Below are 26580 nucleotides of genomic sequence, written 5' to 3'. Positions count from 1 at the left end.
GCGCCGACCGCGACGCTGTGGGCCATGCCTCTGCCATTCCTCGAAGACCCAAACTGGCGGCCGGAAGCCGCCAAGGTCCGGAGTGCAGGGGAAGCCGCGTTACGAGGAGAGCAACCGGGCAATCGACGGGACGCATGGGGAGTGGCCGATGCCCCATGTCGTCCTAGCGTACGCAGCAACAGAATCGGCGCGGGCGGTGCAAATGACTTCACAACCCTTACGACTAGACTTCCCCGGTTATTCAGGCGCGAGTCTCGCCGCGCGGCTCGACCTACCCAACGGGCCGGTTCGTGCCTACGCCCTGTTTGCGCACTGCTTCACGTGCTCCAAGGACCTGGCCGCCGTTCGGCGGATTGCCGCCGAGCTCGCCCGCGAGGGCATCGCGCTCCTGCGTTTTGACTTCACCGGACTTGGATCAAGCGAGGGCGAGTTCTCGTCAACCAACTTCTCGTCAAACGTGGCTGACCTCGTTTCTGCGGCGGACTATTTGCGTCGGCACTACGAGGCGCCGTCCGTGCTCATCGGACACTCGCTTGGCGGGGCCGCAGTGCTGTCGGCGTCAAAGCGGGTTCCAGAGACCCGGGCCGTCGTGACGATTGGGGCTCCCGCGGATGCCAGCCACGTGCTGAAGCATGTGTTGTCGTCCTCGGACCTCTCAAGAATCCAGGACGACGGCGCTGCGGACGTACGCATCGGAGAGCGCACGTTCAAGATCAGCAGGCAGTTCGTCGAGGACGTGCGTCGCGAGCCGCTTTCGCACGACATTTCATCACTGCGAAAACCGCTTCTCATCATGCATGCCCCGTGGGACGAGACCGTCGGCATCGAGAACGCCACTGAAATCTTCTTGGCGGCAAAACACCCCAAGAGCTTCATATCCCTGGACCAGGCCGACCATTTGCTTTCCGATCCGGCAGACGCTGCGTTCGCGGCCCAAGCGATGGCGGGCTGGCTGTCGCGCTACGTGCCGGCGGACACGCCACAGGAGGACGACATCCTCGGCAACGTGCGCGTCATGGAAATCGGGGAGGGCCGTTTCCAGAATATGGTGCGCGCCGGCCGACATCGGCTCTTTGCCGACGAGCCCACGAAGATGGGTGGCCTCGACTTGGGACCGACGCCTTATGACTTCCTTTCAATTGCCCTTGGGGCGTGCACCTCGATGACCCTTCGCCTCTACGCGGACCACAAGAACATTCCCCTGGGCCGTGTCAGCGTCGACGTCGCACACGAGAAGGTCCATGCCACCGACTGCGCCGACTGCGCAGCGGATGTCTCGCCGAACGGGAAGATTGACCGATTCACGCGCATCATCGCCGTCGACGCCGAGGTGACGGAGGAGCTCCGGGCGAAGATCATCGAGATCGCCAACAAGTGCCCCGTGCACCGGACGCTTGAGTCTGTGTCGGTCGTGTCCACGTCGGTCGACACGTTCAAGGAGCTGATGCGCGCGCAAACCCAAGACCCTGTTCGGGAACTCGCAGGCAACTCCTCCGCTCCAAGAGTCTAACGGAGGGCGGCGTGGGCGAAGCCGAAGCTGTCCGGATGGCGTCCCAATCAACATGCGACAGCGCCGCGATCTCCGGCTGGGCAGGCGGCCCGTTGCTGACGGAGGAGTCCCAGACGTCGAGGGCCCCGCCGCACCTAGCGTCTGCGTAGTCCTGAGGCGGCTCACGACGGTCGTATTTCCCGTAGTCACCTACGATCCGTAATGGGGGAAGCCCGGCTTGTCGCTCGGCGCCAACGCGCCTGCGCCGGCCCACAGTGCAGCGGCATCCTTCCGGATTATGAGGAGAGTCAGGTCGCCGGACGCTCATTATCATTTCAACACACCGCGAGAGGAGACGTAGGGCCCGTTGCTGGCTGGTGGAGCGGAAATCCTCGAAGAAAAGCCCTTGGACGGTGCGCGGAAGCCCTCCGCCTCGCAACGGAAGACCCTCGTTCCTCTCGATGCCTCTGGTGGTTTACTTGACTGATGTTGTCAGCGGGTTGTCGCGGCTGTTGAGGACGAAGACAGCGAGCAGCTTTGCCGGCTTTGTCTTGCTCGCATTGCGGCTGATCGAATGGATCGCTCCCGGCGGTTCGGACCAACTCTCGCCCGCCCGATAGATGCGCGTCCCGCCGTCGTTCACCTTCGACTCGATCGCGCCCGAGATTACATAGGCGTAGATGAAAGCCGACTTCGCGTGAGCGTGCGGTGCGGAGGCTCCGCCAGGCGCGTAGTCGACTTCCACAGCGATAAGCGACTTACCCGGGAGGTTGGGAATGGCCGCCTCGAAGTTTTCCTTGACAGCTTGCCCTTTGCTATCCTCGCCGTAGACGGGGCCGGCCATCGAACAGGCAAGGCCCGTGCAGATGGCGGCGATCATGGTTCCGATCTTCATTGGCTTCCTCTCTCTATGGATGTAGGTTGGCTTTATTCTCTATGGCACCGTCACTTGCAGACCGCGCTGCACCGCCGGATCCCCGCGGGTACGGCTGAGGTCGGCGCACTTCAACAGGATTGGCCTCGCGGGCCTTGCACCCTTGCGCCGATCGGTGTCACAGAGTACTTTTGATCATAGATGCTCCTGATCTCATCCTGACTTTGACGCGGCGGGCAAGTATGTGGGTCGGCGACAGCAACAGAGTGACCAAAGTGGTTTCATGTTTGACCTCGTGATCGACGGGATACTCTGAGCTGTGCGTCGCCTGAACCCGGTAGGCGATCATCAAATACTCGTCACTGTCGGCCCCAGTATCAGCGGATGGCACTCGAATCGATAATCGCCTCTCAGAAAGAGATCGACTACGTTAACTTCGACCGTGGGATAGACTCTCGAGTTCAATATCGTCCGGGAGGGTGCGATATCGGTGAAGTAGGGAACGCCTTTCACGACCGTCAAGGACTCCTTCGGCGGAAGATTTGGGCTTTATGCCCTCGTGGATTGTCGCGACGAACCACAGAATCGCCTGTTGGATGATCGCCTCTATGTCGGCAGTGAGTTCACTCATAGATATCCTTGCTTAAAAAGAGTTTGAGCGGCTCCCTGCGCTCGCCAACCGCTAGGGTGCCCGTCCTCCGGCACTCTAGACCGCTCGCCCTCATCAAGCTCTTACGGACGAACGCGAGTGACCGTCTTGCCCGCGCGTCGATCCGTCGAGTTGAAGGTTGCGGCGGCATCGTCGAACGTCGAAACCGTACCGATGTTCGTCCGCAGTCGTCCGTCCCGAACCCGCTGGACGATCTCACCCAATTGAGCACGATCGGCCTCTACGACGAAATCAACCGCCAAGCCGCCTGTGGGCCGAGCCTCCGCCGGACCGACGACGGTCACTAACGATCCTCCGGCCCGGATCAGGGCCGCGGACCTCCTCTGGATGTCACCGCCGATGACATCGAACACCAGATCGACTGCGCCAATGTCTTCCAGAGCGTCGTTCTCGAGGTCGACGAATTCATTCGCTCCGAAGTCGAGTACTTTCTGCCGATCGGCGCCGCGTCCGGTGCCGATGACGTAGGCCCCGGCCTCCCGTGCGAGCTGCGTCACCATTGAGCCGACGGCGCCAGCCGCGCCGTGCGCAAGCACGCTCTGACCCGCCTGAAGGCGACCGTGTTGGAACAGTCCCTGCCAGGCGGTCAGGCCCGAGATCGGCAGGCTCGCGCCCACCGTGAAGTCGACGTCGCCCGGCAACGGCGCGAGATTCCGTGCCTCCACCACAACATATTCCGCGAGCGTGCCATCACGATACCAGTCCGTGAGGCCGAGCACCCGCTGCCCCACCGACAGGCCCGTCGTGCCATAGCCGAGAGCGGTGACCACGCCGGCCAGCTCATGCCCGGGGATCACGGGCGTCCGCTCCCGGCCAAGGCGATCGGTCCAGGTCGAGGGCCACGTCAGTTCGGTCGGAACGAACCCCGACGCATGAACCTCAACGATCACGTCGTTGATCGCGGCCTGCGGCTCGGGCCGCTCCACCAGCGTCATCCCGGCCGCTCCCGCAGCCTGATCCGTCACAACAATTGCCTTCATGTGAGTTCTCTCCTCGATCATGTGTCTCTTTGTTGGAAAAGTCGCAGCGATGGAACACCGGGGCGATGGCTAGTCTCCGAAAGCGAAGGTAGAACCGCACGACCTCGCTTCCGTCGCTGTTCGGTGCCGGGTAGGGGCTTGACCAATGAATCATCGGCATCCGCGACGTTCGCGGTCGCGCCTGCTGGAGCCGCTCCGCTCATCTCGGCGACAGCCAGGCCAAGATTCTTCGATGACTTCATAGGGACTCCGTTGCTACCTGCGCGCGGCTCGGCGGGCCGGCGCACCCGCTTCAATTAATTTCAAGGCGGCTGCGGGTTCAGCCAGCTCAGTCGACCTCAGGATCGGACTCGGTCAGCGGAATGAGAAATTCCCTTTGGACATACTTTCGATAGGCGCTGGGTATCGTCGGCCAATAGCGCTGTGTGCTCCCCCGCCGAGGGGATCTTAAGCCGACTCAAGGCTGGTTTGTCACGAAGCCATTACGCAGCATGAGTCCCGCTCAAAGAACAAGTGGGATATTATCGCAGCCAGGCTGTACTGGGTCAGGGACTTGACGGAGAATCGGTGTCAATAGCCACCCTTGTGGGATGCGGTCAAGTTCTAAGAAGCCGGTGATATGCACTGGGGCATCGCAACCTCTATCGTCAGAGACTCTCGACGAATGGGCCTCGCGAAATGCTTAGCTAGTCAGGGAAGCAGATCGTGTAACCGCCGCTGCGCGCGAAGCTCAGGTAGGGCGCTCGCAGCGTGCATGGCCGTCACGACCTCGGACAGAGGATCACGCAATTCGAACGCCTGGAGACGCCGGCTGGCAGTATCGACGATCAAAGTCCGAAAGATGGCGTCTTGCTGAGGCCTCGCTGAACCCGCCGCTACTTCAACGTAGCAAGATAGGCAATGAGGTCCATCCGATCCGTCGGGTCCTTCAGCCCTGCGTAGGGCATCCTGTTTCCGGGAACCACCTTCTGCGGCGACTCCAGGTACGCATCAAGAATCGCCGAATCCCAGACAAGGCCGGACTTCTTCATCGCGCTACTATAGCTGAAGCCGGGAACCGTACCCGCTTTCCGGCCGATGATTCCCCCCATACCCGGCCCGACACGATTGACATTATCTGTCGCATGGCATGCCGCGCAGGCTTTGAAGATGGTCTTTCCATGCTCGGCGTCCTGTGCGTAGCTGGGAGTCACGGTGGCTCCGCCAAGTATCATCACCACGATAGCCGCGATAATCTGTTCTGCGCTTTTCATTGCGAACGTCCTTTCTAAATCGGGATCAGAGGTGGCGTGGCCGCGCAATGTAATCGTTGAGGTCGTCACCAAGCCGGAGCGCGAGTGCCCCTAGCGGTCCTGTTGGGTTGTAGCCTGCATTAAAGGGGTAGACGGAGGCACCGACAACAAACAGGTTTTGCGCGTCCCAGTGCTGGAGGTGAGGGGAGACGACGCTCGTCGCAGGGTCACTTCCCATGATCGTACCACCAGTGACATGGGTGGTTTGATAGACGCGACTATCGTACGGCCCCTTGCGGGGAGCTGTCGGTGGGGCGATGTCGGCACCCGTCGCTTTGGCAATCTCGTCGATCTTTTTCGACAGATAGACGGACATCTTGCGCTCGTTCTCGCGGATGTCCAGCGTCATTCGCAGGAGTGGCTGACCATAGGCATCGACATAGGTCGGGTCGAGGTCGACATAGTTCTCCCGGTGCGGGTACCAGCTCCCGTGGGCGGATATCGTGAAATTGTGGGCATACCAATCGGCGTTGGCCTTCTTCCAAGTGGAGCCCCATCTCGGAGTTCCGGGTGGGACGGCACGGCTCGTAATCGGGCGCCCATTGGTCACGTTAGCGTAGATGTAGCCCCCACCAAAGAAGCCGAGATCAGTGTGGTCGAAATTGTCGCCGTTGAACTCGTCGATAACCGTTTGAGAGGCACCGGACGCCAGGAACGGGTTGATCCAACGATCCTTGAAAAAGACCCGCGTGCCGGACATCGTCTGATGGCAGAAATTCTTACCCACGACTCCCTGACCAGTTTTCGAATTGTAAGGTGCCCCGATTCCTGCCATCAGCAGAAATCTGGTATTCGACATCGTGAAAGAAGAAAGGACAACAACGTCCGCTGGCTGTTCGTACTCCTCGCCTGTTACGCGATCGATGTAGCGAACGCCGGTGACGCGCTTGGCCTTGCGGTCATAAAGAATATCGAGAACATGCGTGTGCAAACGCAATTCGAAGCTGTTGCGCTTTCTCAGCATCGGATAGAGTAGCAATTCCGGACTCGCCTTGGCGTTGGCTTCGCAGATGAAGCGTTCGCAATGGCCGCAAAACTGGCACTGGCCAAGCTGCATCCCATCGGGATTGGTGTAGGCTTCCGGCGAATTTGCCGCCGGCATCGGAAAAGGTTTGTAGCCTAGCTTCTTGGTCGCTTCGCTGAAAATCATGCCCGCTTCAGTGATCGGCAGAGGCTTTTGCGGAAATTCGTTCCGCCGTGGCGCCTCGAATGGATTGCCGCCCTCCTGCAGCGTGCCATTCAGATTCCCTGCCTTGCCGGCGATCCCGAACAGCTTTTCGAACTGATCGTGATAGGATTCCAACTCGGCATAGGTGACACCCCAATCCTGGATCGCCATCTCGGCTGGAACGGCCTTCTTTCCATATCGGTTCTCAAGGTGGGTTCGCAAAACAGGGTCCGATTCGCTCCAACGCCAAGTCTGCCCGTTCCAGTGATTGGCCGCCCCGCCCATTCCCTCGCCGGGCTTGAAGGCCTGGGGACGGCGTATCGGCAAAGCCGTTTCGCCGTCATTATGGCGAAGCGTGTAGGTCTGGACGGACCAATCCTGAAAGAGATCACCATGCACGTCCCAACGCAGTTCGTCGCGTTGTGACGGCAGGCTTGTTGCGGCCGTATGAGTGTGGTCGATTCCCCGTTCAAGGACGACGACGTCGACGCCCTTGGCGGTCAGTTGGCGCGCCGCCAGCGCCGCCGTGAATCCGCCACCAACGAAGACGACGGTGCGATGTTTCAAGCGTGTAGCCATGATACCCTCTTAGGCGAAGTCGGCGATGGATTTCGGATCGGCGGCGCCCGGGAAGGGCTTGCCACGGAAATCGGTCATGTCCTGGGAATGAACCGCGGGGAGACCTGGATAGCCGATCGCCTTCCAGAACACTTTGTCGACATTGCCGCCATAGATGGGGTCGGCAAAGCAGGCCTGCTCGAATAACGGGTAGACGAGTCCGTTGAACCACGAAGCGAGCGGGACGCGCTCGTCCGTTATTTTGCCGTCTGCGATTTCATGGAGGAAACGGTCGGCGTCAGTCCCGTCCAATTCACTAAAGCCCTTGCCATTGCGTTTGTGGCAGGCCGCATCCGCAGCGGCGAGGCCTGCCTTGAAAAACTGTTCGGGTGTGAGCGGCAGCTGGTAGCCGAGTTCAGGCTTACCTTCGCGCCAGGGTCCGCGCATATAAAGGCGTGCGCCCTTGCCGAAGCTACCCGCCAGTTGTCGGTCGATAAAGGCTGCGAGCCCGCAATCAACACCGCCGGGTGTCAGCGCGTCCGCAGGGCACATCACGTTGAGCATTACTTCGACGAAGCCGGCTTCGTCCGGCCCAAATGACAGATAGCCGGGTACTAGTGACGGCAACTTGGCAGGGGTCGAGCTTGTTGAAGCATCCGCAGATTGGGAGAGCGCCGGTTCGGATGCTTCCGCGTGAGCCGCGGTTGTCGGGGCGGTTCCTAGCAGGACACCGGGAGCCAGCGAAGCAGCACCCGCGGCAGCGGCAACGCCGAGCAAGCCTCGACGGCTCGGAGAGAAGGTTTGGTCGCTTTGGTCATTGGTCATCGGAGTTGCAGTCCACTTTCTTTCTGCGACATAATCGCGTGAACGCTCATGTGCGCGGCGGCCCCGTCTGTGCGGCAGAAGCGTCGGTGGCCTCAGGCGAACCTCAGTCCGCCTGACGCGTGGTCACGGTCGAGCCGGCCGGAGCCGCTCCGCTGATTTACACGATCGCCGTCACTGCGACGGCGAACAGCGACGCGGCGACGGAAAAGCGGAGATTCATGGGTGGTTTCATAGCGGCTCCTTTGGTGCCGGCGCGGGCACGGTCTCTCGGCGCAATGGTATCAATCGTTGTCGAGGCGGCTGCGTGTGATCGGCCGGTCGAGCGTGTTCGAAGATCGGATGGAGCGGACGAATTTAGAAATTCCCTTTGGACATGCATTCGATAGGCGTGAGGTATCGTCACCTAGACGCGTTGTGCGCGTGTGTCCCGCGGGTCTGCGATCAAGCATCGGCGAGCGCCGGATATGAGGTGTCGAGCGGCGTAGAAAGACATCAAGGGTGCACATCGGGGTCATCCTTCTTCTACCCCGTCGCAACGCTTCGAAAATGCCATGCGTTGACCGTGATCCTTACCTTGGCCAGACAGGTCTCGCGGCACCTCCGTATTGGGCATGGAGACGCGGCTTTTGGGAGGTGCTCGCGAGCGCACCTTTGGCGGGGCACTTCCAGCCGAATCATTGCCGGATTGTCCTGGATGAGGCCGCGGCAACCGGGACAAGTCGTGTGTCTGGACGAACGGCGACGTATTGTGGATTCGCGGTGCGGTCCGCGGACCTAGTTATCCGGCGGAGGGTGCGGCCCGCGGCACTCCCCTTTTGGACCATTGAAGGAAATACGCGTCCGATGCTTGATATGCCTGCAACCCGGCTCCTTAGCGATCACAACCGCTTTCGCTCCGACGTCGTCGAGGGACTGTCCCGCGATCAAAAGACGATCCCGTGCCGTTGGCTGTATGACGAACGGGGTTCGGACCTGTTCGAGGAGATCACTCGGCTCGAGGATTACTATCCGACCCGCACGGAGACAGCGATCCTGCGGGCGCGGCAACGCGAGCTGCGACAGTTCACCGGCGCAGGGTCTATCCTGATCGAGTACGGCGCGGGCGCGGGAGTGAAGACCGAACTCGTGCTGGACGCGTTGGCAGAGCCGCAGGGCTATGTCCCTATTGATATCGCACACGAGTACCTGTTTCAAACGGCACACCGTATGGAACGCCGCTTTCGCTCTCTGTGGGTGCGTCCTGTCGAACGCGACTTCATGAGTGCATTCGAGATGCCCACGGACATGCCAGCAGGCCGGCGCGTCGGATTCTTCCCCGGTTCGACGATCGGAAACCTCAACGCCGCGGACGCCGAGGGTTTCCTTTCGCAGATGTTGCGCCACGTTGGACCCGATGGCGCCGCGATTGTCGGCGTGGACCTCGTGAAGGAGGTCGAGACGCTGCTCCGCGCCTACGACGACAGCGAAGGGGTCACGGCGCGGTTCAACCTCAACCTGCTGGCCCGGATAAACCACGAACTCGGGGGCGACTTCCGCCTGGATCGCTTCCAGCACGTCGCGAGATGGAACGACGCCGAAAGATCTGTTGAGATGCACCTGCTCAGCCTCACAGACCAGTGGGCCTCAATCGGCCAACGCCGCTTCCACTTCCATGAGGGCGAGACCATCCACACGGAGAGCTCAAGGAAATATGATCGCGAAGGATTCGGCGCGCTCGCGGAGCGCGCGGGCTGGCGCGTGTCGCGCGCGTGGGAGGACAACAAGCGGATGTTTTGCGTGTTCGGGCTCTCACCTCGGGCCAGGCGGGGTTAGGCTGATATGTAATCTTGCGAGGGAGTGCGCGAGCCCCGTCTTGCGGGGCCTACGCGTGCTTCCTACGGAATTGCGAGATGCGCGGATCATTGCTCTGCGCTCCCGGAGGGCTGTTTCGAGCATCGCATCGTTCTTCCGCCAGCGTGCTGAGCGGTAACCCGCTTCTCCAGCCATGGCTGCATGGGCCTCGTCCCTGCAAGTCTGTCTGAAGGGGAGCCTATGCCAGACATTGAAATAACGTCCGCCGAATAAAGCGGTCCACCGCGGCCGATTTCGATTCCACAAGACGCCTTCTCGATCGTTCCGGTACCAAAAGCGGTCCTCTTGTCCGGTGTGCTCGCCCGATCACGCTGAGCGCCTTCGTCCGTTGCCCCAAAGCGGCGGGTGGACCACGCGCAGCGCCATATAGAAATCCTTCTGCGGCAAGACCAAGTATTGGGCGAAGCGGGACCGGGCGTCCTGGACCGAAGGGGCACGATCGTGAACGTCATCCGCTGTCTCACCGGAGCGACGACACGCACCACATCGTCTGCCAAGGCGTACAGCGGATGCGGGTGCTCGATCCGGCCCCAGCACGCCATTCCTGACCGCTCTACGCCTGAAATCGCTTAACCATCGTTCACGGCGGTTCTCCACCGCCTTTACATGCAGTTCGGCTACCCTGGGGCTTCCCATGATGGGAAGGTCAATCTGGTGTCTTCTACGGTAACCAATTCGGCGGGCGCGCAGCTTGCTCACGCCGTCGTGAGGATCCCCCGCTTTCAATTTCGCGCTTCATGTGAGACTTTCGCCGCATGAAGCCGTGGTTCGTCATCACACGTCTGCTCGTGATTCTCGCGATCGTCGGGATCGTGCTTGCCCCGTTCACCGCCCCCGCGGCGGCTGGCGGAAGGGCCGTGCCCATGGCGATGACGGATACCGGGACGAACATGGCGTTCGTGGACGACATGGCGATGGCGGCGATGCCGTGCTGCCCGCCCGCGAAGCCCGCGGTGCCAGATTGCCAGAAGGCCTGTCCTCTCGCGACCCTGTGCCTGGCCAAGTTCGTCCAAGGCATCCTGCCCGTCGGTGCGGTGTCCGCCCGCCTCAGCATCGCCGTAGCACTGCTCCCGGGCAACGACGCGGCCCCGGACACGCTGGCACCCCTGCCGCCGCCCCGACCACCACGAGTCTGAGATCGACACCGGTCCCCAGGACCGGCTGACACCGCGTGGCTTTTGCCACGCGGTCGACAGGTCGCATCCCGCGACCACCGTTGATCTCAGGAGAACAATAACAATGAAGTCGTTTACGCTTTCGCGCGCCGTCGGGGCCGCGCTGCTCGGCTTTGCCCTCATCGGACCTGCCAAGGCCGACCCCAAGGACTACGAATTCCAACTCGTGCAGAAGGACATGAAGGTAGGGGAGGCTGTCGTCGCGGCCCGCCTCGTCGACAAGCGCTCCGGCAAGCCCGTGCCGGACGCGGTCATCTTCGCCAAGCACATCGACATGGCTCCGGACGGAATGGCGATGATGGATTCGCCCATCGAGCAGGCGCCGTCCACCGAACCCGGCGTCTATCAGTTCAAGACCCGGCTGACGATGGCCGGTAACTGGCAGCTTTCGCTCGGGGCCAAGGTCCAGGGTGAGGAGGGCACGGTTGATACCAAGCTGGTCCTCAAGGCCATGAAATGAGCCGGGCCGCATGGATTGCCGGAACCCTCGCCGCCCTCGCGGCGGGGGGAGGCGGCTATTGGGTGGGCCGGGACGGCCTCAGGCTGCCGGACATCGACATGCGGGCGCTGATGTCGACGGTCCAGACGCAACTGGGTCTGGAGCAGTCGGCGGCTGCCCGGAAGCTCAAACCTGCGCCTGCTTCAACCAGTCCCGAGATCTACTACCGCGATCCGGACGGGAAGCCGTTCTACTCGCTCCAACCGAAGAAGACTGCGGAGGGGCGGGACTACCGTCCGGTCCGGGCCAGCGAGGACGTGAGCTTCGATGACAGCCCGGCGCCCGTTGCGGACGCCACCCAGGACGCGGCCCCGGCGGGCGAGAAGCGCATCCTGTACTACCGCAACCCGATGGGCCTGCCGGACACCTCGCCTGTGCCAAAGAGGGACTCGATGGGGATGGACTACATCCCAGTCTACGAGGGCGAGGATGACGGATCCATGGTCACCGTCTCGCCGGGCAAGCTCCAGCGGACCGGGGTTCGGTCTGAGCCGGTCGAACGGCGGACCCTGACCACGCCGGTGCGGGGCCCGGGAAGCCTGGATGAGGATGAACGCCGGATCTCGGTCGTGTCCGTTCGCTCGGAGTCCTTCATCGAGGCCGTCGAGAACGTGACGACGGGCGACCACGTCCACAAGGGACAGCCCCTGTTCCGGCTCTACTCGCCCGACATCGCTGCCGCGGCGGCGCAATACCTCACCGCGGTCGGTTTCGAAGGGGCCCGGCGTCGTCTCGAGAACCTCGCCGTTCCGGCCGACGTCATCAACGAGATCGAGCGCACCCGCAAGGTGCCTCTGACCATCACCTGGGCGGCTCCGCGCGCCGGAATCGTCTTTGAGCGGAACGTCAGCGACGGCATGCGAGCCATACCTGGCGATGTGCTCTTCCGCATCGTCGACCATTCGGCAATCTGGGTGCTTGCGGACGTCACCGAGCGCGACCTGGCCGGGATCAGGGAAGGCCAGTCCGCCACCGTGCGGGTCCGGGGCTATCCCGGCCGCACGTTCACTGGGACTGTCACGCGAATCTACCCGCACCTGTCCATGGAGACCCGCACGGCCCGCGTCCGCATCGAGCTCGCCAACCCGGAAGGGATCCTGCGCCCGGCCATGTACGCCGACGTGGAGTTCGCGACGGGATCGCAGGCGCCCGTGGTGGCGGTGCCGGACAGCGCCGTGATCGACACCGGCACCCGGCAGGTCGTGATCCTCGACAGGGGCGAGGGCAGGTTCGAGCCGCGCGAGGTCAAGGTGGGCGTGAGGGGATCCGGCTTCACCGAAATCCGGGACGGCATCGCCGAAGGTGACAAGGTGGTGGTGGCGGCCAACTTCCTCATCGATGCCGAGAGCAATTTGAAGGCCGCCCTCCAGGGCATGGCCACCCCGGAGGCGACGCCATGATCGCCCATCTCATTGCCTGGTCAGCCCGCAACCTGCTGCTGGTTCTCATCGGGGCAGCGTTCGCCGTGGCGGTGGGCGTCTACGCCCTGCGCACCCTGCCGTTGGATGCCATCCCCGACCTCTCGGACGTGCAGGTCATCGTCTACACCGACTACCCGGGACAGGCGCCACAGGTCGTCGAGGATCAGGTCACCTATCCGCTGACCACGTCGATGCTGACCGTGCCGAAGTCCAAGGTGATCCGCGGGTTCTCGTTCTTCGGCGTGTCCTTCGTCTACGTGATCTTCGAGGACGGCACGGACCCGTACTGGGCCCGTAGTCGGGTGCTCGAATACCTGAATGCCGCCTCCCGGCGCCTCCCGGCGGGCGTGACCCCGAGCCTGGGGCCGGACGCGACTGGGGTGGGCTGGGTCTACCAGTACGCCGTGGTCGCCAAGGAGATGACCCTGGCGGAGCTTCGCTCGCTCCAAGACTGGGTCGTGCGCTACGCCGCCTCCAAGGCCGAGGGCGTCGCCGAGGTCGCCAGCGTCGGTGGCTTCGTCAAGCAGTACAACGTGGTCGTCGATCCCCGCCGCCTGCGGGCGCAGGGCATTCCGCTCCAGAAGCTCCGCGACGCCATCCGCACCAGCAACATGGACGTCGGCGGACGCACGGTCGAGCTGTCAGAGTTCGAGTTCATGGTCCGCGGCCGCGGCTACCTGAAGAGCATCCAGGACATCGAGGCGATTGTCCTCAAGACCGAGGCGGGCGTTCCCATCCGCGTCGGCGACGTCGCGCGGGTCGAGCTCGGACCCGACGAGCGCCGCGGCATCACCGAGATGAACGGCGAGGGCGAGGTCGCGAGCGGCATCATCCTGCAACGGTTTGGGGCCAACGCCCTCAACGTGATCGACAGCGCCAAGGCGCGCCTGGCGGAGATCGCCTCCAGCCTGCCCAACGGGGCCGAGGTCGTCCCGGTCTACGACCGTTCGCAACTGATCAACGACGCCATCGCCACCCTCAGGCACACGCTGGTCGAGGAGAGCATCGTCGTCGCGCTCGTGTGCATCGTCTTCCTCCTGCACGTCCGGAGCGCGCTCGTCGCGATCCTGATGCTGCCCGTGGGCATCCTGATGGCGTTCGGTGCCATGAGGCTGATGGGGCTCGGCTCCAACATCATGAGCCTGGGCGGCATCGCGATTGCCATCGGGGCAATGATCGACGCCGCCATCGTGATGATCGAGAACGCCCACAAGCACCTGGAACGGGCGCCCAAGGACAAGCTGCGGATCGAGATCCTGATCAAGGCAGCGAGCGAGGTCGGGCCGGCGCTGTTCTTCAGCCTGCTGATCATCACGGTGTCGTTCCTGCCGATCTTTACCCTGGAGAGCCAGGAGGGGCGGCTCTTCGGCCCGCTCGCCTTCACGAAGACGTTCGCCATGGCGGCCGCGGCCCTGCTCTCCGTGACGCTGGTCCCGGCCCTGATGGTGATCTTCGTGCGCGGGCGGATCGTCCCGGAGCACCGCAATCCCATCAACCGTCTGCTGATCTGGATCTACCGACCCGTGATCTGGTGTGTACTCAGGGCCAAGACGCTGACCATCCTGGTCGCCCTCGTGGCCCTGGCGGCCACCGTCTGGCCGGCGCGCCAGCTCGGGTCCGAGTTCATGCCCGATCTCGACGAAGGCACGCTGATGTACATGCCGACGACCCTGCCCGGGCTGTCGGTGACCAAGGCGGCAGAGCTCCTCCAGACACAGGACCGGATCATCAAGTCCTTCCCGGAGGTCGCCTCCGTCTACGGCAAGGCGGGACGGGCGGCGACCGCGACGGACCCCGCACCGACGGAGATGTTCGAGACAATCATCAACCTGAAGCCGAAGAGCGAGTGGCGACCGGGTGTGACGCTGGCAAGCCTCAAGGCCGAAATGGACCAGGCCCTCCAGTTCCCGGGCGTCTCCAATGCCTGGACGATGCCGATCCGGGCTCGCATCGACATGCTCTCGACCGGGATCCGCACGCCGGTCGGCATCAAGGTGTTCGGCACCGACTTGGCCGAGATGGAGAAGGCGGCCCGCCAGGTCGAGGCTGTCGTGAAGGCGGTCCCTGGCACCACGAGTGCCTATGCCGAGCGGGTGATCGGCGGCTACTATCTCGACGTCGTGCCCGACCGGATCGCGCTCGGACGCTACGGCCTGACCATCGGCGACGTGCAGGACGTGATCGCGACCGCCATGGGCGGCGAGGTGGTCACGACCACGGTCGAGGGACGGGAGCGCTATGGGGTCACGATCCGCTACCCGCGCGACCTGCGCTCGGACCCGCGGGCCATCGCGACCGAGGTGCAGGTCCCGCTGCCCACGGGCGGCACCGTGCCGCTCGGCGAGGTGGCCGAGGTCAAGCTCACGCGTGGTGCGACCTCTATCCGGACCGAGAACGGACAGCTCGCGATCTTCATCTTCGTCGACATCGCCGGGCGTGACCTCGGGGGCTACGTCGCCGAGGCCCGGCAAGCGGTCGCGAACGAGGTGAAGCTGCCGCCCGGGACGTACGTCCAGTGGAGCGGGCAGTTCGAGTACCTGGAGCGGGCGGAAGCGCGTCTGAAGATCGTGGTGCCCGTCACGCTCCTGATCATCTTCCTGCTGCTCTACCTCAACTTTCGCCGGATCACCGAGACCCTGATCGTGATGCTGTCGTTGCCCTTCGCGCTGGTCGGCGGCGTATGGCTGATGTGGTGGCTCGGATTCAACCTCTCGGTCGCGGTGGCCGTCGGGTTCATCGCGCTCGCGGGCGTCGCCGCCGAGACGGGGGTGGTGATGCTGATCTACCTCGACCAGGCGCTGGAGCACCTGAAGGCCGAGCGGGCATCCCAAGGGCGTCGGTTCACCCGGGCCGACCTCTACGAGGCGATCATGGTCGGTGCGGTCGAGCGCGTCCGGCCCAAGATGATGACGGTGGTCGCGATCATGGCGGGCCTGCTGCCCATCCTGTGGAGCACAGGCACCGGGTCTGAGGTCATGCAGCGGATCGCTGTGCCGATGATCGGCGGCATGGTCTCGTCGACGCTGCTGACCCTGATCGTGATCCCGGCGATCTACGGCCTCGTCAAGGGACGCGGGCTTCCGGGGAAGGCGGATGCCGAGCGCCCGGCCGACGACGATGCCGGAGAGATCAGGCTTGCCGCCGAGTGATGAGAGGAGGACGCCATGATGCACGACCTGATGGGCGAGGGAATGATGTGGAGCATGGGCCTGTTCGGCCTTGCGGCCGTCATCGTCGTGCCCCTCGTGATCGCGGCGCTCGTCAAATACGTTTTCTTCCGATGAGACGTATCATGTTCACCAATCCTGTTCCCGAAACAAAGGAGAGCGCCATGCGCACCGCGTTTGCATGCAACCGGCAGGCCTTCGTCGCCGGGCTGGCCGGAGCCGCCGTTGCCGGCCCGCTCCGGGCCGCCGAGGGCTTGCCGAAGGTGACGGTCACCAAGGATCCGAGCTGTGGTTGCTGTTCCGGATGGGTGGACCACCTGAAGCAGGCCGGGCTCCCGGTCGCGGTGGTCGAGACCGCCGAGATCAATCGTGTGAAGACGCATCTGGGCGTACCCAAGGCACTCGCGGCCCGCCATACGGGTGAGGTCGCCGGGCACGTCATCGAGGGGCATGTGCCTGCGCCGGCCGTCGGGCGGCTGCTCGTGGGGAAGCCCCAGGCCGCTGGACTGGCCGTTCTAGGTATGCTCGTCGGATCGCCCGGCATGGAGGTTGAGGGCATGGAGCCGGACACTACGACGTGGTCCTGTTTGGGCCATCGGGCCATCGGGTCAGCGCACCTTCGCACGCTATCGGGGCGCCCAGAAGGCCTAACGAACTCTAGGCCTGCCTTGGCGACGCGGGTGAACAGGTATGGGTTTCTACAACGACGTCGTGCTTCGTCACCCTTGAGGCAATTCAGGCATTCCTGCGGGAGTAGCCGCGTGCCGGCGGCACCCGGCCGAGCAGCGGGGGGAAGACCGATCCCCTTGCCTCATTGGGCACTTGCACAACCTGATATTGGTCCTTCTGACCTACACCTGATCCATGAGAGGCGAGTGATGTCACCAGGTGACAAGACCGGAATGTCGCGTTTTGGCCAATTTCGAGAGCGGGAGCAATCGCAGCTGTGCCGACCATAGGGGTTGCGGCGCAGACCGAGGAGTCCGCGGTGGTCGCGCGGCACGCACAGTGATGACACGAGCCTGACTGTCCGACACAGGTGCGTCGCGATCGGTCTGTCGCGAATTCGAATGTGCGATCGAGGCTCATGGATTTCTGTTGAGGCGCGCCGACATGGTTTGGCATGAATTCATAGGATTTTGCTGGTCTTTGAGGCGCTCAGCTGGATTATTCATGTCGCCGCTGAATATATCTAATTCGGACGCAACGACTACTCCTTCAGCCGCAACTGGGTGATTGTTCATCGTCTTCGGTTGAAGGCAACAAAGACCGAACCGATCAAAAGCCCAGATCAGGTTGGAGCGCGGAAGGGCCCTTCCCCAGTCGCGCAGGCTGCCTGCGTGAGACGGCATCGTCCCGGAGCCGAGCTGATGTGGGCCTGAGCAGCAAAGGCTTTTAGACGTGGCAGGCGAGCCCTTCTGGCGTATATCGCGACAAGACCTCGATAAGTTGATGACCACGTTGGAAGTCGCCTTCGTCAGGCTGTCGGAGTGCGCGCTTGCGGCGGGTACCCACGTAGCGGTTGCCCGCGCTACAGCCTCCACCATCCACTACTGCCTTCGAGGCACTGGGTTCATCCTCCTAGACGATGAAGTGCCCATCCGCCTGACGCCGCACACACTGGTAATCGTCCCGCCCGGGCGGGCGATGACGATCGCCGCGACGGAGCACCCGACCACACTACGGAACGCGGGCAAACCCAACAACGGCGGCTTTACACCAGGGGCGTCGCAGCGACACACCGTTGGAGACGGCCAGCCGACACTGGTGCTTGCGTGCGGGTCCTTTCGAGCCAACTACGGTCCGGCACTCGACTTGTTTGCTTCCCTAGCAACGCCCATTGTCGAGAAATTCGACATGCACGACAACCTTGGGCAGGTGATGACCTACGCAATGGCTGAGCTCACGGCCCGGCACGTTGGTGGAGGACCGATGTCGGCGGCACTGCTGAAACTCGTTCTGCTCGCATTGCTTCGGCGCTGCCTAGTGTCGACGAACACGTGGGTAGAGCGGTTCTCGATCTTGAGTGATCCACCGATCGCACGGGCTTTCGCCGAAATGGCCTCGCGCCCGTCGGCGCCACACACCGTCCAGAGCCTGTCGCACGCCGTCGGTCTTAGCCGCTCGGCTTTCATGGCGCGGTTTTCCGCCGCTTTCGGAGAGTCCCCGATGTCATTGCTGCGCCGGCTGAGGATGCGCCAAGCAGCGGACCTGCTCGCAGCCAACGCGCTCTCTGTCGATCAGGTCGCCTTGAATGCTGGCTACCAGAGCCGGAGCAGCTTCACGCGTACTTTCCGCAGGTACTACGGCAGCGATCCATCGGAATACCGTGCCAAGGCGCAGCGCGCCTCGTCCCGCTGCATTCCGCCGGCTGAAGACGCGATTGAGGAATCTGATGCAGCCTGACGCCGGCCTTCACTCGCCGAGAGCGTAGGCGCCGCCGGCGCGAGCGGGACGGCCTGCGCGGGATGCAGCTACAACTCCAGCTCCTCGACCGAGACCGGGACGCTTTGGGACGTTGAGGCGTTCAGGTGGTACATCACGATCATCACGACTTTGCCTTTCCTTTCGGCCGAGGCAACATCGTGGAACTCACTCGAGGCGTTCCGCGATCCTGCGGCGGAGTGTCTTCAGGTCGGTTGCGAACACGCGAATGCCCTCGGCCAGTTTCTCGGTCGCCATCGCGTCCTCGTTCATGCTCCACCGGAAGGTGTTTTCGTCCATTGGGCCCGCCGGGTCCGGGTGTTCTATATCGGCCGCCTCCTCGCCCACGAACCAGCGGCAGATCCCGTCTTCCGCCGTCCGGAGGGACCGTGGCTCCGCGGCGGCCGGCGCCAAAGCGCGTTTGAGTTCGCCCCTCTCGGACGCCAGCGCATCCATAAGGACTGGCGCGATCGTAAGCCGATCGCATCCGGCCAGCGCCACGATCTGGCCAGTGTTGCGAAACGAGGCGCCCATGACGATCGTCTCGATGCCGTTCGACTTGTAGTACTCGTAGATGCCTCGCACAGACCGGACCCCTGGGTCCTCGGCGGCGGAGAAGTCCTTTCCACCAGACTTCTTGTGCCAGTCGTAGATGCGGCCCACAAACGGCGAGATCAGGAAAACGCCAGCTTCAGCGCTGGCGATCGCCTGCGCCCGGTTCAGCAACAGCGTAATGTTGCACTTCACACCCTCGCTCTGGAGGGTCTGTGCAGCGCGTATTCCTTCCCACGTCGATGCGAGTTTGATCAGCACGCGCTCGGGTTCGACGCCGCGCTGTGTGTAGGCGTCGATAATCTGGCGCGCTCTCGCAACCGACGCTCCGATATTGAACGACAGGTTGGCGTCCACTTCGGTGGACACAAAGCCTGGCACGAGCCGCAAGAGCTCGACCCCGACGGAGACTGCGAGCCGGTCGGCAGTCGCGGCAGCGACGCGTGCGGCGTCGCCACTCTGCTTTCGCCCCCACGCCAATGCTTCTTCGACAACGTCCCCGTACGCGGGACTGTCGACCGCACTCAAGACAATCGTGGGATTCGTCGTGCAATCTATCGGCCTGAGACGCGCCACGGCGCCAAGGTCTCCCGTGTCGGCGACCACCGTTGTCATCGCGCGTAGTTGATCCAACTTCGACGCCAAGGCCTTTTCCTCTCGATGTCGGCTCGCCCCGGTGCATGCGGCCATGCATGCGAAACCGACTACTTGTCGTCGGCTCGCTCTTTTGTGTCTTGCGCGCGACTGCGGTCGCCGGGCCCCTCCTTCGTCAGATGGGCTTGCCCGACTGCTCTTCTTCGAACGTTACCGCCACCACCGCGTTTGCCGAGAGGCGAACCCTTTGCCCCTCGACGTCGGCGACCAGCCCGAGGTCAATGAAATGCTTGTGGCCCTTGTGCTGGCCCTCGCCGCTGTCTCGCTTCTTGAGCCTGATGCGCCCGTTCGCGACACCATCGACGGTGCCGATGTGAACGCCGTCCGCGCCTATCACTTCCATGTTTTGTGCAATCTTGTCTTTGATCATCTGTACTCTCCTTGTGAGTTCACCAATTGCGCTGACGCTACACGTCCTCCGCCAAGCGAAGCCCCGCGAATTGCCAGCGGATGTGCGCCGGGAAGAAATTGCGGTAGCTCGCCCGGAGATGTCCTGGCGGGGTCACGCAAGAGCCGCCTCGCAATACGAACTGCCCGGACATGAACTTCCCATTGTACTCGCCGACCGCACCCTCGACCGGGCGAAATCGCGGGTAAGGCGAGAACGGGCTACGCGTCCACTCCCAGACGTCGCCGAACATCTGCTGCACTCCAGCGGTCCGTGGGGACGCGGGCCCGGGCCTGAGGCCATTGAGATTCAGGAAGTTGCCGTGCACGTCGAGTTGTTGCGCCGCCACCTCCCACTCGGCTTCGCATGGCAGTCGCTTCCCGGACCACGTGGCGAACGCGTCAGCCTCGAAGTAGCTGACATGCGTGACCGGCGCGGTTGGATCAACCGGTTGGAAGCCCCTCAGCGTCATTGTCCAGTACTGGCCGTCCCGCGTCTCCCAGTAGAGTGGATGCGACCAGCCTTCAGCGAGGACTTTCGCCCAGCCTTCGGACAACCACAGTAGGGGCTTGGTGTAGCCACCGTCTTCAATGAAATCCATCCATTCCGCATTGGTCACCAAACGGTTGGCGAGACGGAACGGCTCGATCAACACGCGGTGACGCGGCCCTTCGCTATCGAATGCGAAACCCACTCCGCCGTGGCCGATTTCGACAACTCCTCCCTCGAATTCTGTAAAGGAGAGCGCAGGTGGGACCGTACTCTCGACCGACACTGGGGCAGGGTCGCGGTAGACCGGCCGTATCGGATTTTGCGCGAACAGGTGGAGAATGTCCGTGAGCAGGAGCTCTTGATGCTGCTGCTCGTGGTGGCATCCGAGTTCAATCAGCTCAGCGATCGTTGGGGTTGGCCGCTCACCAAGTAGCCTGAAGACTGCTTGATCGACATGCGCTCGGTATGCGTAAACTTCGTCCAAGGTCGGCCGTGTGATCATACCGCGCCGAGGGCGCGGCTGCCGGGCACCGAGTGTCTCGTAGTAGGAATTGAACAGGAACGTGAACCGTTCATCGAAGGTCCTGTAGCCCGTCAGGTGAGGCGACAGAACCATCGCCTCAAAAAACCAGGTCGTGTGCGCGAGGTGCCATTTTGCAGGGCTCGCATCAGGCATCGACTGCACCGTTGCGTCTGCGTCGGAAAGAGGCTCGCCGAGCCTCTCGCTCGTGTGCCGGACCTCGCGGTAGAACCGCTCAAGGTCGCTGGGCGCGAACGCCGACTGGAAAAGATGCGCAGGGGCCATTGCAAGTCCTCGCTGTAAATTCAAACCAGGCCGTCGCAACGAGCATGGTTCCGCGCACGCCAAACGATACGCAATAGTCCAAGATTGAAAGTCTGAAGGCCGTGCTCAGCCCTCTGAACCTCGCCACCTTGTCGCGTCGTGCTCGACTTCACGTGAACGGCGAGGATCCTTGGCAAACGGTTCCCGATGCATACGCAGTCAGGCTGAGCACGCCGGAGGACACTCGGGCCCCGTCGCCATCAAGCGGCGTTTCTCCGCGGCAACTTCCAATCCGGACGGATGAAATGACAGGTGTAGCCGTTCGGATGCCGCTCCAGGTAATCCTGGTGCTCAGGCTCCGCTTCCCAGAAATCGCCAGCGGGCGAGAGCTCGGTCACGACCTTGCCCGGCCACAGCCCTGAGGCCTCGACATCAGCAATGGTGTCCTCGGCGACGCGGCGTTGTTCCTCGCTCGTGTAGAAGATCGCTGACCTGTAGCTCGTGCCTCGGTCGTTTCCCTGCCGGTTAGGGGTCGTCGGGTCATGGATCTGAAAGAAAAACTCCAGCAGGTCGCGGAAGCTCGTCTGGCTCCGATCGAACGTGATCTCGATCGCTTCCGCGTGCGTGCCGTGGTTGCGATATGTGGCGTTCTTGACATCGCCGCCCGAGTAGCCGACCCGGGTCGTGAAGACGCCAGGCAAGCGCCGCACCAGCTGCTGCATTCCCCAAAAGCACCCCCCCGCTAGGATCGCGCGTTCTGTAGTCTCTGCCATGATCAGGCCTCCTGTTTTGCGAAGAGATTTGCGTACTCGCCATACCCCTCGCTCTCCAATTGATCGCGGTGGACGAACCTCAAGGAGGCCGAGTTCATGCAGTACCTCAGCCCACCTTGGTCGCGCGGCCCATCCGGAAAGACATGGCCAAGATGGCTATCGCCGTGCTTGGAGCGGACCTCTGTCCGCGTCATTCCGTGCGAGCGGTCGACGTTCTCGACGACATTCGCAACGACGAGAGGCCGCGTGAAGCTTGGCCATCCCGTCCCGCTGTCGAACTTGTCGAAGGATGCGAAGAGCGGCTCGCCGGAAACCACGTCGACATAGAGACCAGGCTCCTTGTTGTCAAAGTATTCGTTGGCAAACGGACGCTCCGTCCCATCGGTCTGCGTGACGCGATATTGCTCGGGAGTTAACTTCGAGACCGCTTCGGGGCTTTTCCTGTAGGTCGGCATTAGCGATACTCCATTTTGTTCTGGGTTGAAGGTAGGCGCCGGGTCGTCGACCGTCCAATCACCTCCGGCTATCGAAACGATGCCATGGAGATCGACGCTGGAGGTGTTTCAATCTGCCGGGATTCATTCACTCGCCCGGGGGACGGATTTGATATTACTGAAGCGGAACTTTGAATTGGCGCTCGCCGCGATACCGAGCGGCTACGGTAACGGCGTGTACCAAGGGCTGCGGTACGGCGTCACCGTGCGGAGGTCTTACGATGGAAAGCGAACCAGCCTGTTCGCGCGAGCGCTCCCGGACGGCGACGTCGTCAGCTTCAACCTTTACCGGCTGGAGTCGGGCGAGGCGTCTTTGCGTCCCTGTGAAATGCCGGCCGAGAAGGTCGTCGCGTTCGTTCTCGGGTATGCCCCCGACCCACCCCGAACTTAAGCAAGATTGCGTGGTTTAGTGCGGCGCATGCGGCGCTGCCCCATTAGAGGGCGCAGGGTCGGTTCGGCCTGGGATGCTCGGAAAGATTATTCGCCGGGCCAGACAATAGCCCTTAACGCGGCGGCCACAGTGAACGCCGTCGCGGTCCACATTACGCACTGATACGCCTCGACAACCGTCACGAGGCCGAATTGTGCCGAAAGGCGGAACTACCCAGGTCGCTCGGAGCGGCGTCCAAGACCACTGTCGTAAGCGGCGCCATACATGCGACCATGCCGATTCCGGTCGACACCAAGCCAGGCGGCAACCGGGCCGACCCTCGGGCCCCGCGGCGGGGAACGCGAACATGGCCTAGCCCGAGCCGGTCGCTAGGTTGCCAGAAGCCATGATGGCGGAGGGCGGCAGGAACACGGCCCCGGCCGCCGCAGCAGTGTAACCGTACGTGTACATCAGCACGCATGGCAGGAGCAACAACGAGCCGGTCGCGGCAGAGACGCGGCGGCGCTCCCGGATGGCGCGCTCGCCTCGCATGCCACACCAATAGAGTGCCAACCGGAGGCGCAAGCACTACGAACGCCACCGCTCGTGGTGGTCCCCTCAGCCAGGGGCCAAGCGCCATCGTGAGCGCCTCCGTCGCCGCCTAGGTTCCAACCGCGCGCCGTCCTCGCCCGAAAGCACAGTGCCGACCGGGGCGAGGTCCGCTAGGATGAGGAAAGCCCCGGCGCCACCCAGTACGCGGCGTCAGACCAAAAGCGTCCCGTCGCCAGCGCGAGCCCGTAGGCGGTCGACGCAGCAGCGAAACCCTTGAGGCTGAGAATGAACATCCGCCGCTAACCGAACGTGTCACCGACCTTCCCGCGGACAAGACTCCGGCTGGCAAGGGTCGGCAGATATGCATCCTCGGCCCTCCGAGCAGCCTCGAACCAACACGCAATTCTGGCTGCACGTTTCGAAGCGCGAGGTTGACAACGGGACTGTCGATGGACCGGGTGCGGACGTGGTCCGCACCCGTCGCAGGCCGCCTCCCGCGGGGTGAGCCGCTGATGAGATCTCGCAGGATACAATCTAGGAGCCTCCCAACCCGACCCTCCTCACGCCCACGCGCCCCCTACCACCCGCGCCTACGAGGTCTTGGCGCTAGATGGTAGGTTCTTCCGGCGAGGGCGTGGCGGCGACCTGGCGTAGCGTGGCCAAGATTTGCTCCGGATCCTCCCGTATCGTGAAATCCGGCTCGACGAACGCGCTACGGATCCGGCCATGTACGTCGATCACATACGTCGCGGGAATGGGCAGCATCGAAATCGGTGAGCCGTGGCGGGCGCCGAAGTCGAAACCTAGCCCCGAATAGTGCGCTATGGTCTCGTCGGGCACCCGGAACAGCACGCCGTACGATACGGCAACACCGTAGTCGACGTCGGACAGCACCTTCAGGTTCAAGCCCAAGCGTTGCTTGAGCTGCCGCGGGAAGTCCCGCGTCTCGGGCGTTACAACTGCAAGGGTCGCGCCGACGCTCTCGAAGTCGTCCTTCGCGGCCTGGAGGGCGCACAGCTCGGCGACGCAGAACGGACACCAACCGCCTCGGAAAAAACTCAGGACGAGGGGGCCATCGCGGCGCAACTGCTCAGAGGAGTGGAGACGGCCGTCAGCGTCCGGCAGGAGGAAGTCCGGCGCGACGTCTCCGGCCTTCAACGCGTGCGGTGCTACGTCCTTGTCGCGGAGCCAACCTACGAGGTGGTTATATGACTCCCAGTCCGCGGCACTGAAGGTCGCTAACAACTCGGAGCGAAGCTGGGCGAGTGTCTTGTCGGTCTGATTTGGCATCGGTGTGGCGTGGGGCTGCGGATGGATTGGCGGGAAGCGGTTGGCCGCTGGCGTGCGTGTCGTGATCATGCGGGTGCGCTTGCCACCTCCGGGAGCGTTGCCTGCGGCAGGCTCCGACGCAGGACTTCGATCGACCAGTCGCGAAGCCGCGCGATCTTGACGAAAGCGTCCAGCGCCGGTGAATAGCGGCGCCCCTGCACAGCCAGCAACCGTACCTCCCGCGAAACCGGTTCGCCTTCGATCGGAATGGCCTTGAGCGTCGGAAGGCGCGGCATGTGCTCGGGCGCGAGTATTACGCCGAAGCCAGCCGCCGCCATGTACTGCAGGTGCAAGTCATGCCCGCTGCAATGGCCAAGGTGGGGCGGCTCCTCAGGGAAATACGACTGCTGAATCTTTGGGGCGACGTCGCATCCAGCGCGTTCCAGCAAGACGGCCCCACGGAGGTCGGCAATGCCGATCGAGGGACGGTTTGCCAACTGGTGTGTCGGCGCGAGAACCGCGACGTAGCGCTCCTCGAACAGTGACCAGTCGTCGATGCGGGCCGGCATGTCCTGCATGTCCCCGACCATTGCGGCGTTGATCTCCCCCTCAAGCAAGAGGTCGACGAGTTTCTCCGCTGCACCCTCGCGCAGCTCGACGTGAAGTCCGGGCACGACCCTTGCAATCTCCGCGATCGGATCGAGGACGAGCGACGCCGAGATGGAGGGGGCGAGGCCGATCTTAAGTGGCGCAACCTCCTTCCGTTGAAACTCCTGAGCCCTGCGACGCACCGCCTCTGCCGAGGCCAATGTGCGTTCCAACATTGGGAGGACTTCCTTCCCAAGGTCGGTAAGCTGCGTCAACTGGCGCTCACGGTAGATCAATTGGCCGCCGAGTTCGTGCTCGAGCTTCTGCACGCCCTTGGTCAGGGCGGGTTGTGTAACATTGCACTGCTCGGCTGCGCGGGTAAAGTTAAGCGTGGACGCGAGGGCGAGGAAGTAGCGGACTTGATGAAGCTCCATGTGCTGTTCTCCGTCAAGTTGCGGCTGTCGATAATGACGAGCCTCTGCAACCGTCGGCGTGACGCGGCACGCCGTGATCATGGAACATGGATGCCATTTGCAGGCACACGTTGGAATGGCCCGCTTTATTGGTTTGGACGCGCGGACACGCCTTCTGGACCCTGTGAGGGCAGGCTAGTGCGCGGCGAGGTGGGCGAGGACCGAGATCAGTTCGGACGGTTCGCCGCGCCGCGTGTAGTCGACGCTGATGTCTGCGTACTCGATCATCCCGTCGCGCGCCACGACGTATCGGGCTGGCATCGTCAACGTCCAGCTCGGATCGCTGGTGAAAGCCGCCAGGTCCATGCCGCAGTCCTCCTCGACGGCACGCAATTCGTCGGAGACCTTCCAGCGCAGGCCGAAAGCGTGCGCGACTTTGCCTCCCGCGTCGACCAGGCTCGCGAATGAAAGCTCATTGCGCCTCTGCGTCTCCAGGCTGTTGTCAGGCGTCTGCTGCGAGACGGCGACCAGCGAAGCGCCGAGGTTTCGTATGTCGCGGGAGACCAACTCAATCGCGCGGAGGTCTAGGTTGCAGTAGGGGCACCATATCCCCCTGTAGAACACGACCACGATCGGGCCGCGACGCAGCGCCTCGCGCGACGAGAACGCCCGGCCGTAGCCGTCGCACAGCCGAAAGGCCGGGGCTTGCTCCCCGGCCTGCGTAGCCCGCTCGCCCAATCCGGATGCGACAAGCGCCTCCACCGCCCGTTGTCGAACCAGCGTCACTTTTGGCGAGGTGTTAGCGATACAATCGGCTTTAACGGCGTCCAGTTTGTCTTGGAGTAACATTTTCGGCTC

Annotated in this window: 22 protein-coding genes; 9 read left to right on the top strand and 13 right to left on the bottom strand. The window is 63.0% G+C overall.

The annotated features are described in order from the left end of the window. Positions 1-202 precede the first annotated feature (202 nt). Positions 203-1510: a bifunctional alpha/beta hydrolase/OsmC family protein gene (locus NF876_RS14320; RefSeq protein ID WP_262269485.1), complete on the top strand. Its 1308-nt coding sequence runs from the start codon at positions 203-205 to the stop codon at positions 1508-1510. A 454-nt stretch (positions 1511-1964) separates the two neighbouring features. On the opposite strand, the gene NF876_RS14315 is transcribed toward NF876_RS14320, so the two are convergent. The 5 genes from NF876_RS14315 to NF876_RS14295 form a co-directional block, all read right to left on the bottom strand. Then, the gene (locus tag NF876_RS14315; RefSeq protein ID WP_262269464.1) at positions 1965-2384 is read right to left on the bottom strand and encodes a cupin domain-containing protein; all 420 of its coding nucleotides are present in this window, start codon (positions 2382-2384) and stop codon (positions 1965-1967) included. 711 nt (positions 2385-3095) lie between these two features. Next, a complete protein-coding gene (locus NF876_RS14310; protein ID WP_262269463.1) occupies positions 3096-4013 on the bottom strand; it encodes an NADP-dependent oxidoreductase in 918 nt (305 codons plus the stop codon). Between the two features lie 875 nt (positions 4014-4888). Next, the gene (locus NF876_RS14305; protein ID WP_262269462.1) at positions 4889-5266 is read right to left on the bottom strand and encodes a c-type cytochrome; all 378 of its coding nucleotides are present in this window, start codon (positions 5264-5266) and stop codon (positions 4889-4891) included. A gap of 25 nt (positions 5267-5291) precedes the next feature. Next, positions 5292-7052, bottom strand: a complete 1761-nt coding sequence (locus tag NF876_RS14300) for a GMC family oxidoreductase (RefSeq protein WP_262269461.1) — start codon at positions 7050-7052, stop codon at positions 5292-5294. Positions 7053-7061: 9 nt separating this feature from the next. Next, positions 7062-7856 carry a gluconate 2-dehydrogenase subunit 3 family protein gene (locus NF876_RS14295; protein WP_262269460.1) on the bottom strand — a complete coding sequence of 265 codons (795 nt, stop codon included), beginning with the start codon at positions 7854-7856 and terminating at the stop codon, positions 7062-7064. A gap of 843 nt (positions 7857-8699) precedes the next feature. On the opposite strand from NF876_RS14295, the gene egtD reads away from it, so the two are divergent. The 7 genes from egtD (at position 8700) to NF876_RS14260 (ending at position 18375) form a co-directional block, all read left to right on the top strand. Beyond that, positions 8700-9668, top strand: coding sequence for an L-histidine N(alpha)-methyltransferase (gene egtD / locus NF876_RS14290; RefSeq protein WP_262269459.1), 969 nt, complete (start codon positions 8700-8702; stop codon positions 9666-9668). Positions 9669-10462: 794 nt separating this feature from the next. Continuing rightward, complete coding sequence (locus NF876_RS14285) at positions 10463-10843, top strand: hypothetical protein (RefSeq protein WP_262269458.1); 381 nt, start codon at positions 10463-10465, stop codon at positions 10841-10843. A gap of 103 nt (positions 10844-10946) precedes the next feature. Beyond that, positions 10947-11342, top strand: a complete 396-nt coding sequence (locus NF876_RS14280) for a FixH family protein (RefSeq protein ID WP_262269457.1) — start codon at positions 10947-10949, stop codon at positions 11340-11342. Continuing rightward, on the top strand, positions 11339-12781 hold the full coding sequence (locus tag NF876_RS14275; protein ID WP_262269456.1) for an efflux RND transporter periplasmic adaptor subunit: 1443 nt from the start codon (positions 11339-11341) through the stop codon (positions 12779-12781). The genes NF876_RS14280 and NF876_RS14275 overlap by 4 nt, the downstream gene beginning before the upstream one ends. Then, positions 12778-15951 (top strand): efflux RND transporter permease subunit, encoded by a 3174-nt coding sequence (locus tag NF876_RS14270; RefSeq protein ID WP_262269455.1) that lies wholly within the window; start codon positions 12778-12780, stop codon positions 15949-15951. Before NF876_RS14275 ends, NF876_RS14270 begins: the two co-directional genes overlap by 4 nt. A 131-nt stretch (positions 15952-16082) precedes the next feature. Next, positions 16083-16928: a DUF411 domain-containing protein gene (locus NF876_RS14265; RefSeq protein ID WP_315975039.1), complete on the top strand. Its 846-nt coding sequence runs from the start codon at positions 16083-16085 to the stop codon at positions 16926-16928. A gap of 493 nt (positions 16929-17421) precedes the next feature. Beyond that, positions 17422-18375: an AraC family transcriptional regulator gene (locus NF876_RS14260; protein WP_262269453.1), complete on the top strand. Its 954-nt coding sequence runs from the start codon at positions 17422-17424 to the stop codon at positions 18373-18375. 186 nt (positions 18376-18561) lie between these two features. Here the strand turns inward: NF876_RS14260 and tal are convergent, their stop codons facing one another. The 5 genes from tal to msrB form a co-directional block, all read right to left on the bottom strand. Continuing rightward, positions 18562-19590, bottom strand: coding sequence for a transaldolase (tal, locus tag NF876_RS14255; protein WP_262269452.1), 1029 nt, complete (start codon positions 19588-19590; stop codon positions 18562-18564). 124 nt (positions 19591-19714) lie between these two features. Continuing rightward, complete coding sequence (locus NF876_RS14250; RefSeq protein ID WP_262269451.1) at positions 19715-19969, bottom strand: DUF2171 domain-containing protein; 255 nt, start codon at positions 19967-19969, stop codon at positions 19715-19717. A gap of 37 nt (positions 19970-20006) precedes the next feature. Next, on the bottom strand, positions 20007-21284 hold the full coding sequence (gene egtB, locus NF876_RS14245) for an ergothioneine biosynthesis protein EgtB (RefSeq protein WP_262269450.1): 1278 nt from the start codon (positions 21282-21284) through the stop codon (positions 20007-20009). 239 nt (positions 21285-21523) lie between these two features. Then, positions 21524-22036 (bottom strand): peptide-methionine (S)-S-oxide reductase MsrA, encoded by a 513-nt coding sequence (gene msrA / locus NF876_RS14240; RefSeq protein ID WP_262269449.1) that lies wholly within the window; start codon positions 22034-22036, stop codon positions 21524-21526. 2 nt (positions 22037-22038) lie between these two features. Next, positions 22039-22491, bottom strand: a complete 453-nt coding sequence (msrB, locus tag NF876_RS14235; protein ID WP_262269448.1) for a peptide-methionine (R)-S-oxide reductase MsrB — start codon at positions 22489-22491, stop codon at positions 22039-22041. Positions 22492-22639: 148 nt separating this feature from the next. On the opposite strand from msrB, the gene NF876_RS14230 reads away from it, so the two are divergent. Beyond that, complete coding sequence (locus NF876_RS14230) at positions 22640-22921, top strand: hypothetical protein (protein ID WP_262269447.1); 282 nt, start codon at positions 22640-22642, stop codon at positions 22919-22921. Positions 22922-24058: 1137 nt separating this feature from the next. Here the strand turns inward: NF876_RS14230 and NF876_RS14225 are convergent. The 3 genes from NF876_RS14225 to NF876_RS14215 all read right to left on the bottom strand — a co-directional run bounded on the left by NF876_RS14225 (position 24059) and on the right by NF876_RS14215 (position 26571). After that, positions 24059-24811, bottom strand: coding sequence for a peroxiredoxin-like family protein (locus NF876_RS14225; protein ID WP_262269446.1), 753 nt, complete (start codon positions 24809-24811; stop codon positions 24059-24061). Next, positions 24808-25743 (bottom strand): LysR family transcriptional regulator, encoded by a 936-nt coding sequence (locus tag NF876_RS14220; RefSeq protein ID WP_262269445.1) that lies wholly within the window; start codon positions 25741-25743, stop codon positions 24808-24810. The genes NF876_RS14225 and NF876_RS14220 overlap by 4 nt, the downstream gene beginning before the upstream one ends. Positions 25744-25917: 174 nt before the next feature. Further along, positions 25918-26571 carry a peroxiredoxin-like family protein gene (locus tag NF876_RS14215; protein ID WP_262269444.1) on the bottom strand — a complete coding sequence of 218 codons (654 nt, stop codon included), beginning with the start codon at positions 26569-26571 and terminating at the stop codon, positions 25918-25920. Positions 26572-26580 lie beyond the last annotated feature (9 nt).

Source organism: Microvirga yunnanensis (genome assembly GCF_025460875.1).
This window is presented reverse-complemented; position numbering and strand designations above follow the sequence as displayed.

What these genes read in the sequence shown, in the direction of transcription:
- NF876_RS14300 (WP_262269461.1), bottom strand. Translation starts at nt 7,052, where the DNA reads ATGGCTACACGCTTGAAACATCGCACCGTCGTCTTCGTTGGTGGCGGA.
- NF876_RS14320 (WP_262269485.1), top strand. Translation starts at nt 203, where the DNA reads ATGACTTCACAACCCTTACGACTAGACTTCCCCGGTTATTCAGGCGCG.
- NF876_RS14270 (WP_262269455.1), top strand. Translation starts at nt 12,778, where the DNA reads ATGATCGCCCATCTCATTGCCTGGTCAGCCCGCAACCTGCTGCTGGTT.
- NF876_RS14295 (WP_262269460.1), bottom strand. Translation starts at nt 7,856, where the DNA reads ATGACCAATGACCAAAGCGACCAAACCTTCTCTCCGAGCCGTCGAGGC.
- msrB (WP_262269448.1), bottom strand. Translation starts at nt 22,491, where the DNA reads ATGCCGACCTACAGGAAAAGCCCCGAAGCGGTCTCGAAGTTAACTCCC.
- NF876_RS14315 (WP_262269464.1), bottom strand. Translation starts at nt 2,384, where the DNA reads ATGAAGATCGGAACCATGATCGCCGCCATCTGCACGGGCCTTGCCTGT.
- NF876_RS14305 (WP_262269462.1), bottom strand. Translation starts at nt 5,266, where the DNA reads ATGAAAAGCGCAGAACAGATTATCGCGGCTATCGTGGTGATGATACTT.
- NF876_RS14310 (WP_262269463.1), bottom strand. Translation starts at nt 4,013, where the DNA reads ATGAAGGCAATTGTTGTGACGGATCAGGCTGCGGGAGCGGCCGGGATG.
- NF876_RS14215 (WP_262269444.1), bottom strand. Translation starts at nt 26,571, where the DNA reads ATGTTACTCCAAGACAAACTGGACGCCGTTAAAGCCGATTGTATCGCT.
- msrA (WP_262269449.1), bottom strand. Translation starts at nt 22,036, where the DNA reads ATGGCAGAGACTACAGAACGCGCGATCCTAGCGGGGGGGTGCTTTTGG.
- NF876_RS14275 (WP_262269456.1), top strand. Translation starts at nt 11,339, where the DNA reads ATGAGCCGGGCCGCATGGATTGCCGGAACCCTCGCCGCCCTCGCGGCG.
- NF876_RS14285 (WP_262269458.1), top strand. Translation starts at nt 10,463, where the DNA reads ATGAAGCCGTGGTTCGTCATCACACGTCTGCTCGTGATTCTCGCGATC.
- NF876_RS14280 (WP_262269457.1), top strand. Translation starts at nt 10,947, where the DNA reads ATGAAGTCGTTTACGCTTTCGCGCGCCGTCGGGGCCGCGCTGCTCGGC.
- NF876_RS14250 (WP_262269451.1), bottom strand. Translation starts at nt 19,969, where the DNA reads ATGATCAAAGACAAGATTGCACAAAACATGGAAGTGATAGGCGCGGAC.
- NF876_RS14225 (WP_262269446.1), bottom strand. Translation starts at nt 24,811, where the DNA reads ATGATCACGACACGCACGCCAGCGGCCAACCGCTTCCCGCCAATCCAT.
- NF876_RS14220 (WP_262269445.1), bottom strand. Translation starts at nt 25,743, where the DNA reads ATGGAGCTTCATCAAGTCCGCTACTTCCTCGCCCTCGCGTCCACGCTT.
- egtD (WP_262269459.1), top strand. Translation starts at nt 8,700, where the DNA reads ATGCTTGATATGCCTGCAACCCGGCTCCTTAGCGATCACAACCGCTTT.
- egtB (WP_262269450.1), bottom strand. Translation starts at nt 21,284, where the DNA reads ATGGCCCCTGCGCATCTTTTCCAGTCGGCGTTCGCGCCCAGCGACCTT.
- NF876_RS14260 (WP_262269453.1), top strand. Translation starts at nt 17,422, where the DNA reads ATGACCACGTTGGAAGTCGCCTTCGTCAGGCTGTCGGAGTGCGCGCTT.
- NF876_RS14265 (WP_315975039.1), top strand. Translation starts at nt 16,083, where the DNA reads ATGAGACGTATCATGTTCACCAATCCTGTTCCCGAAACAAAGGAGAGC.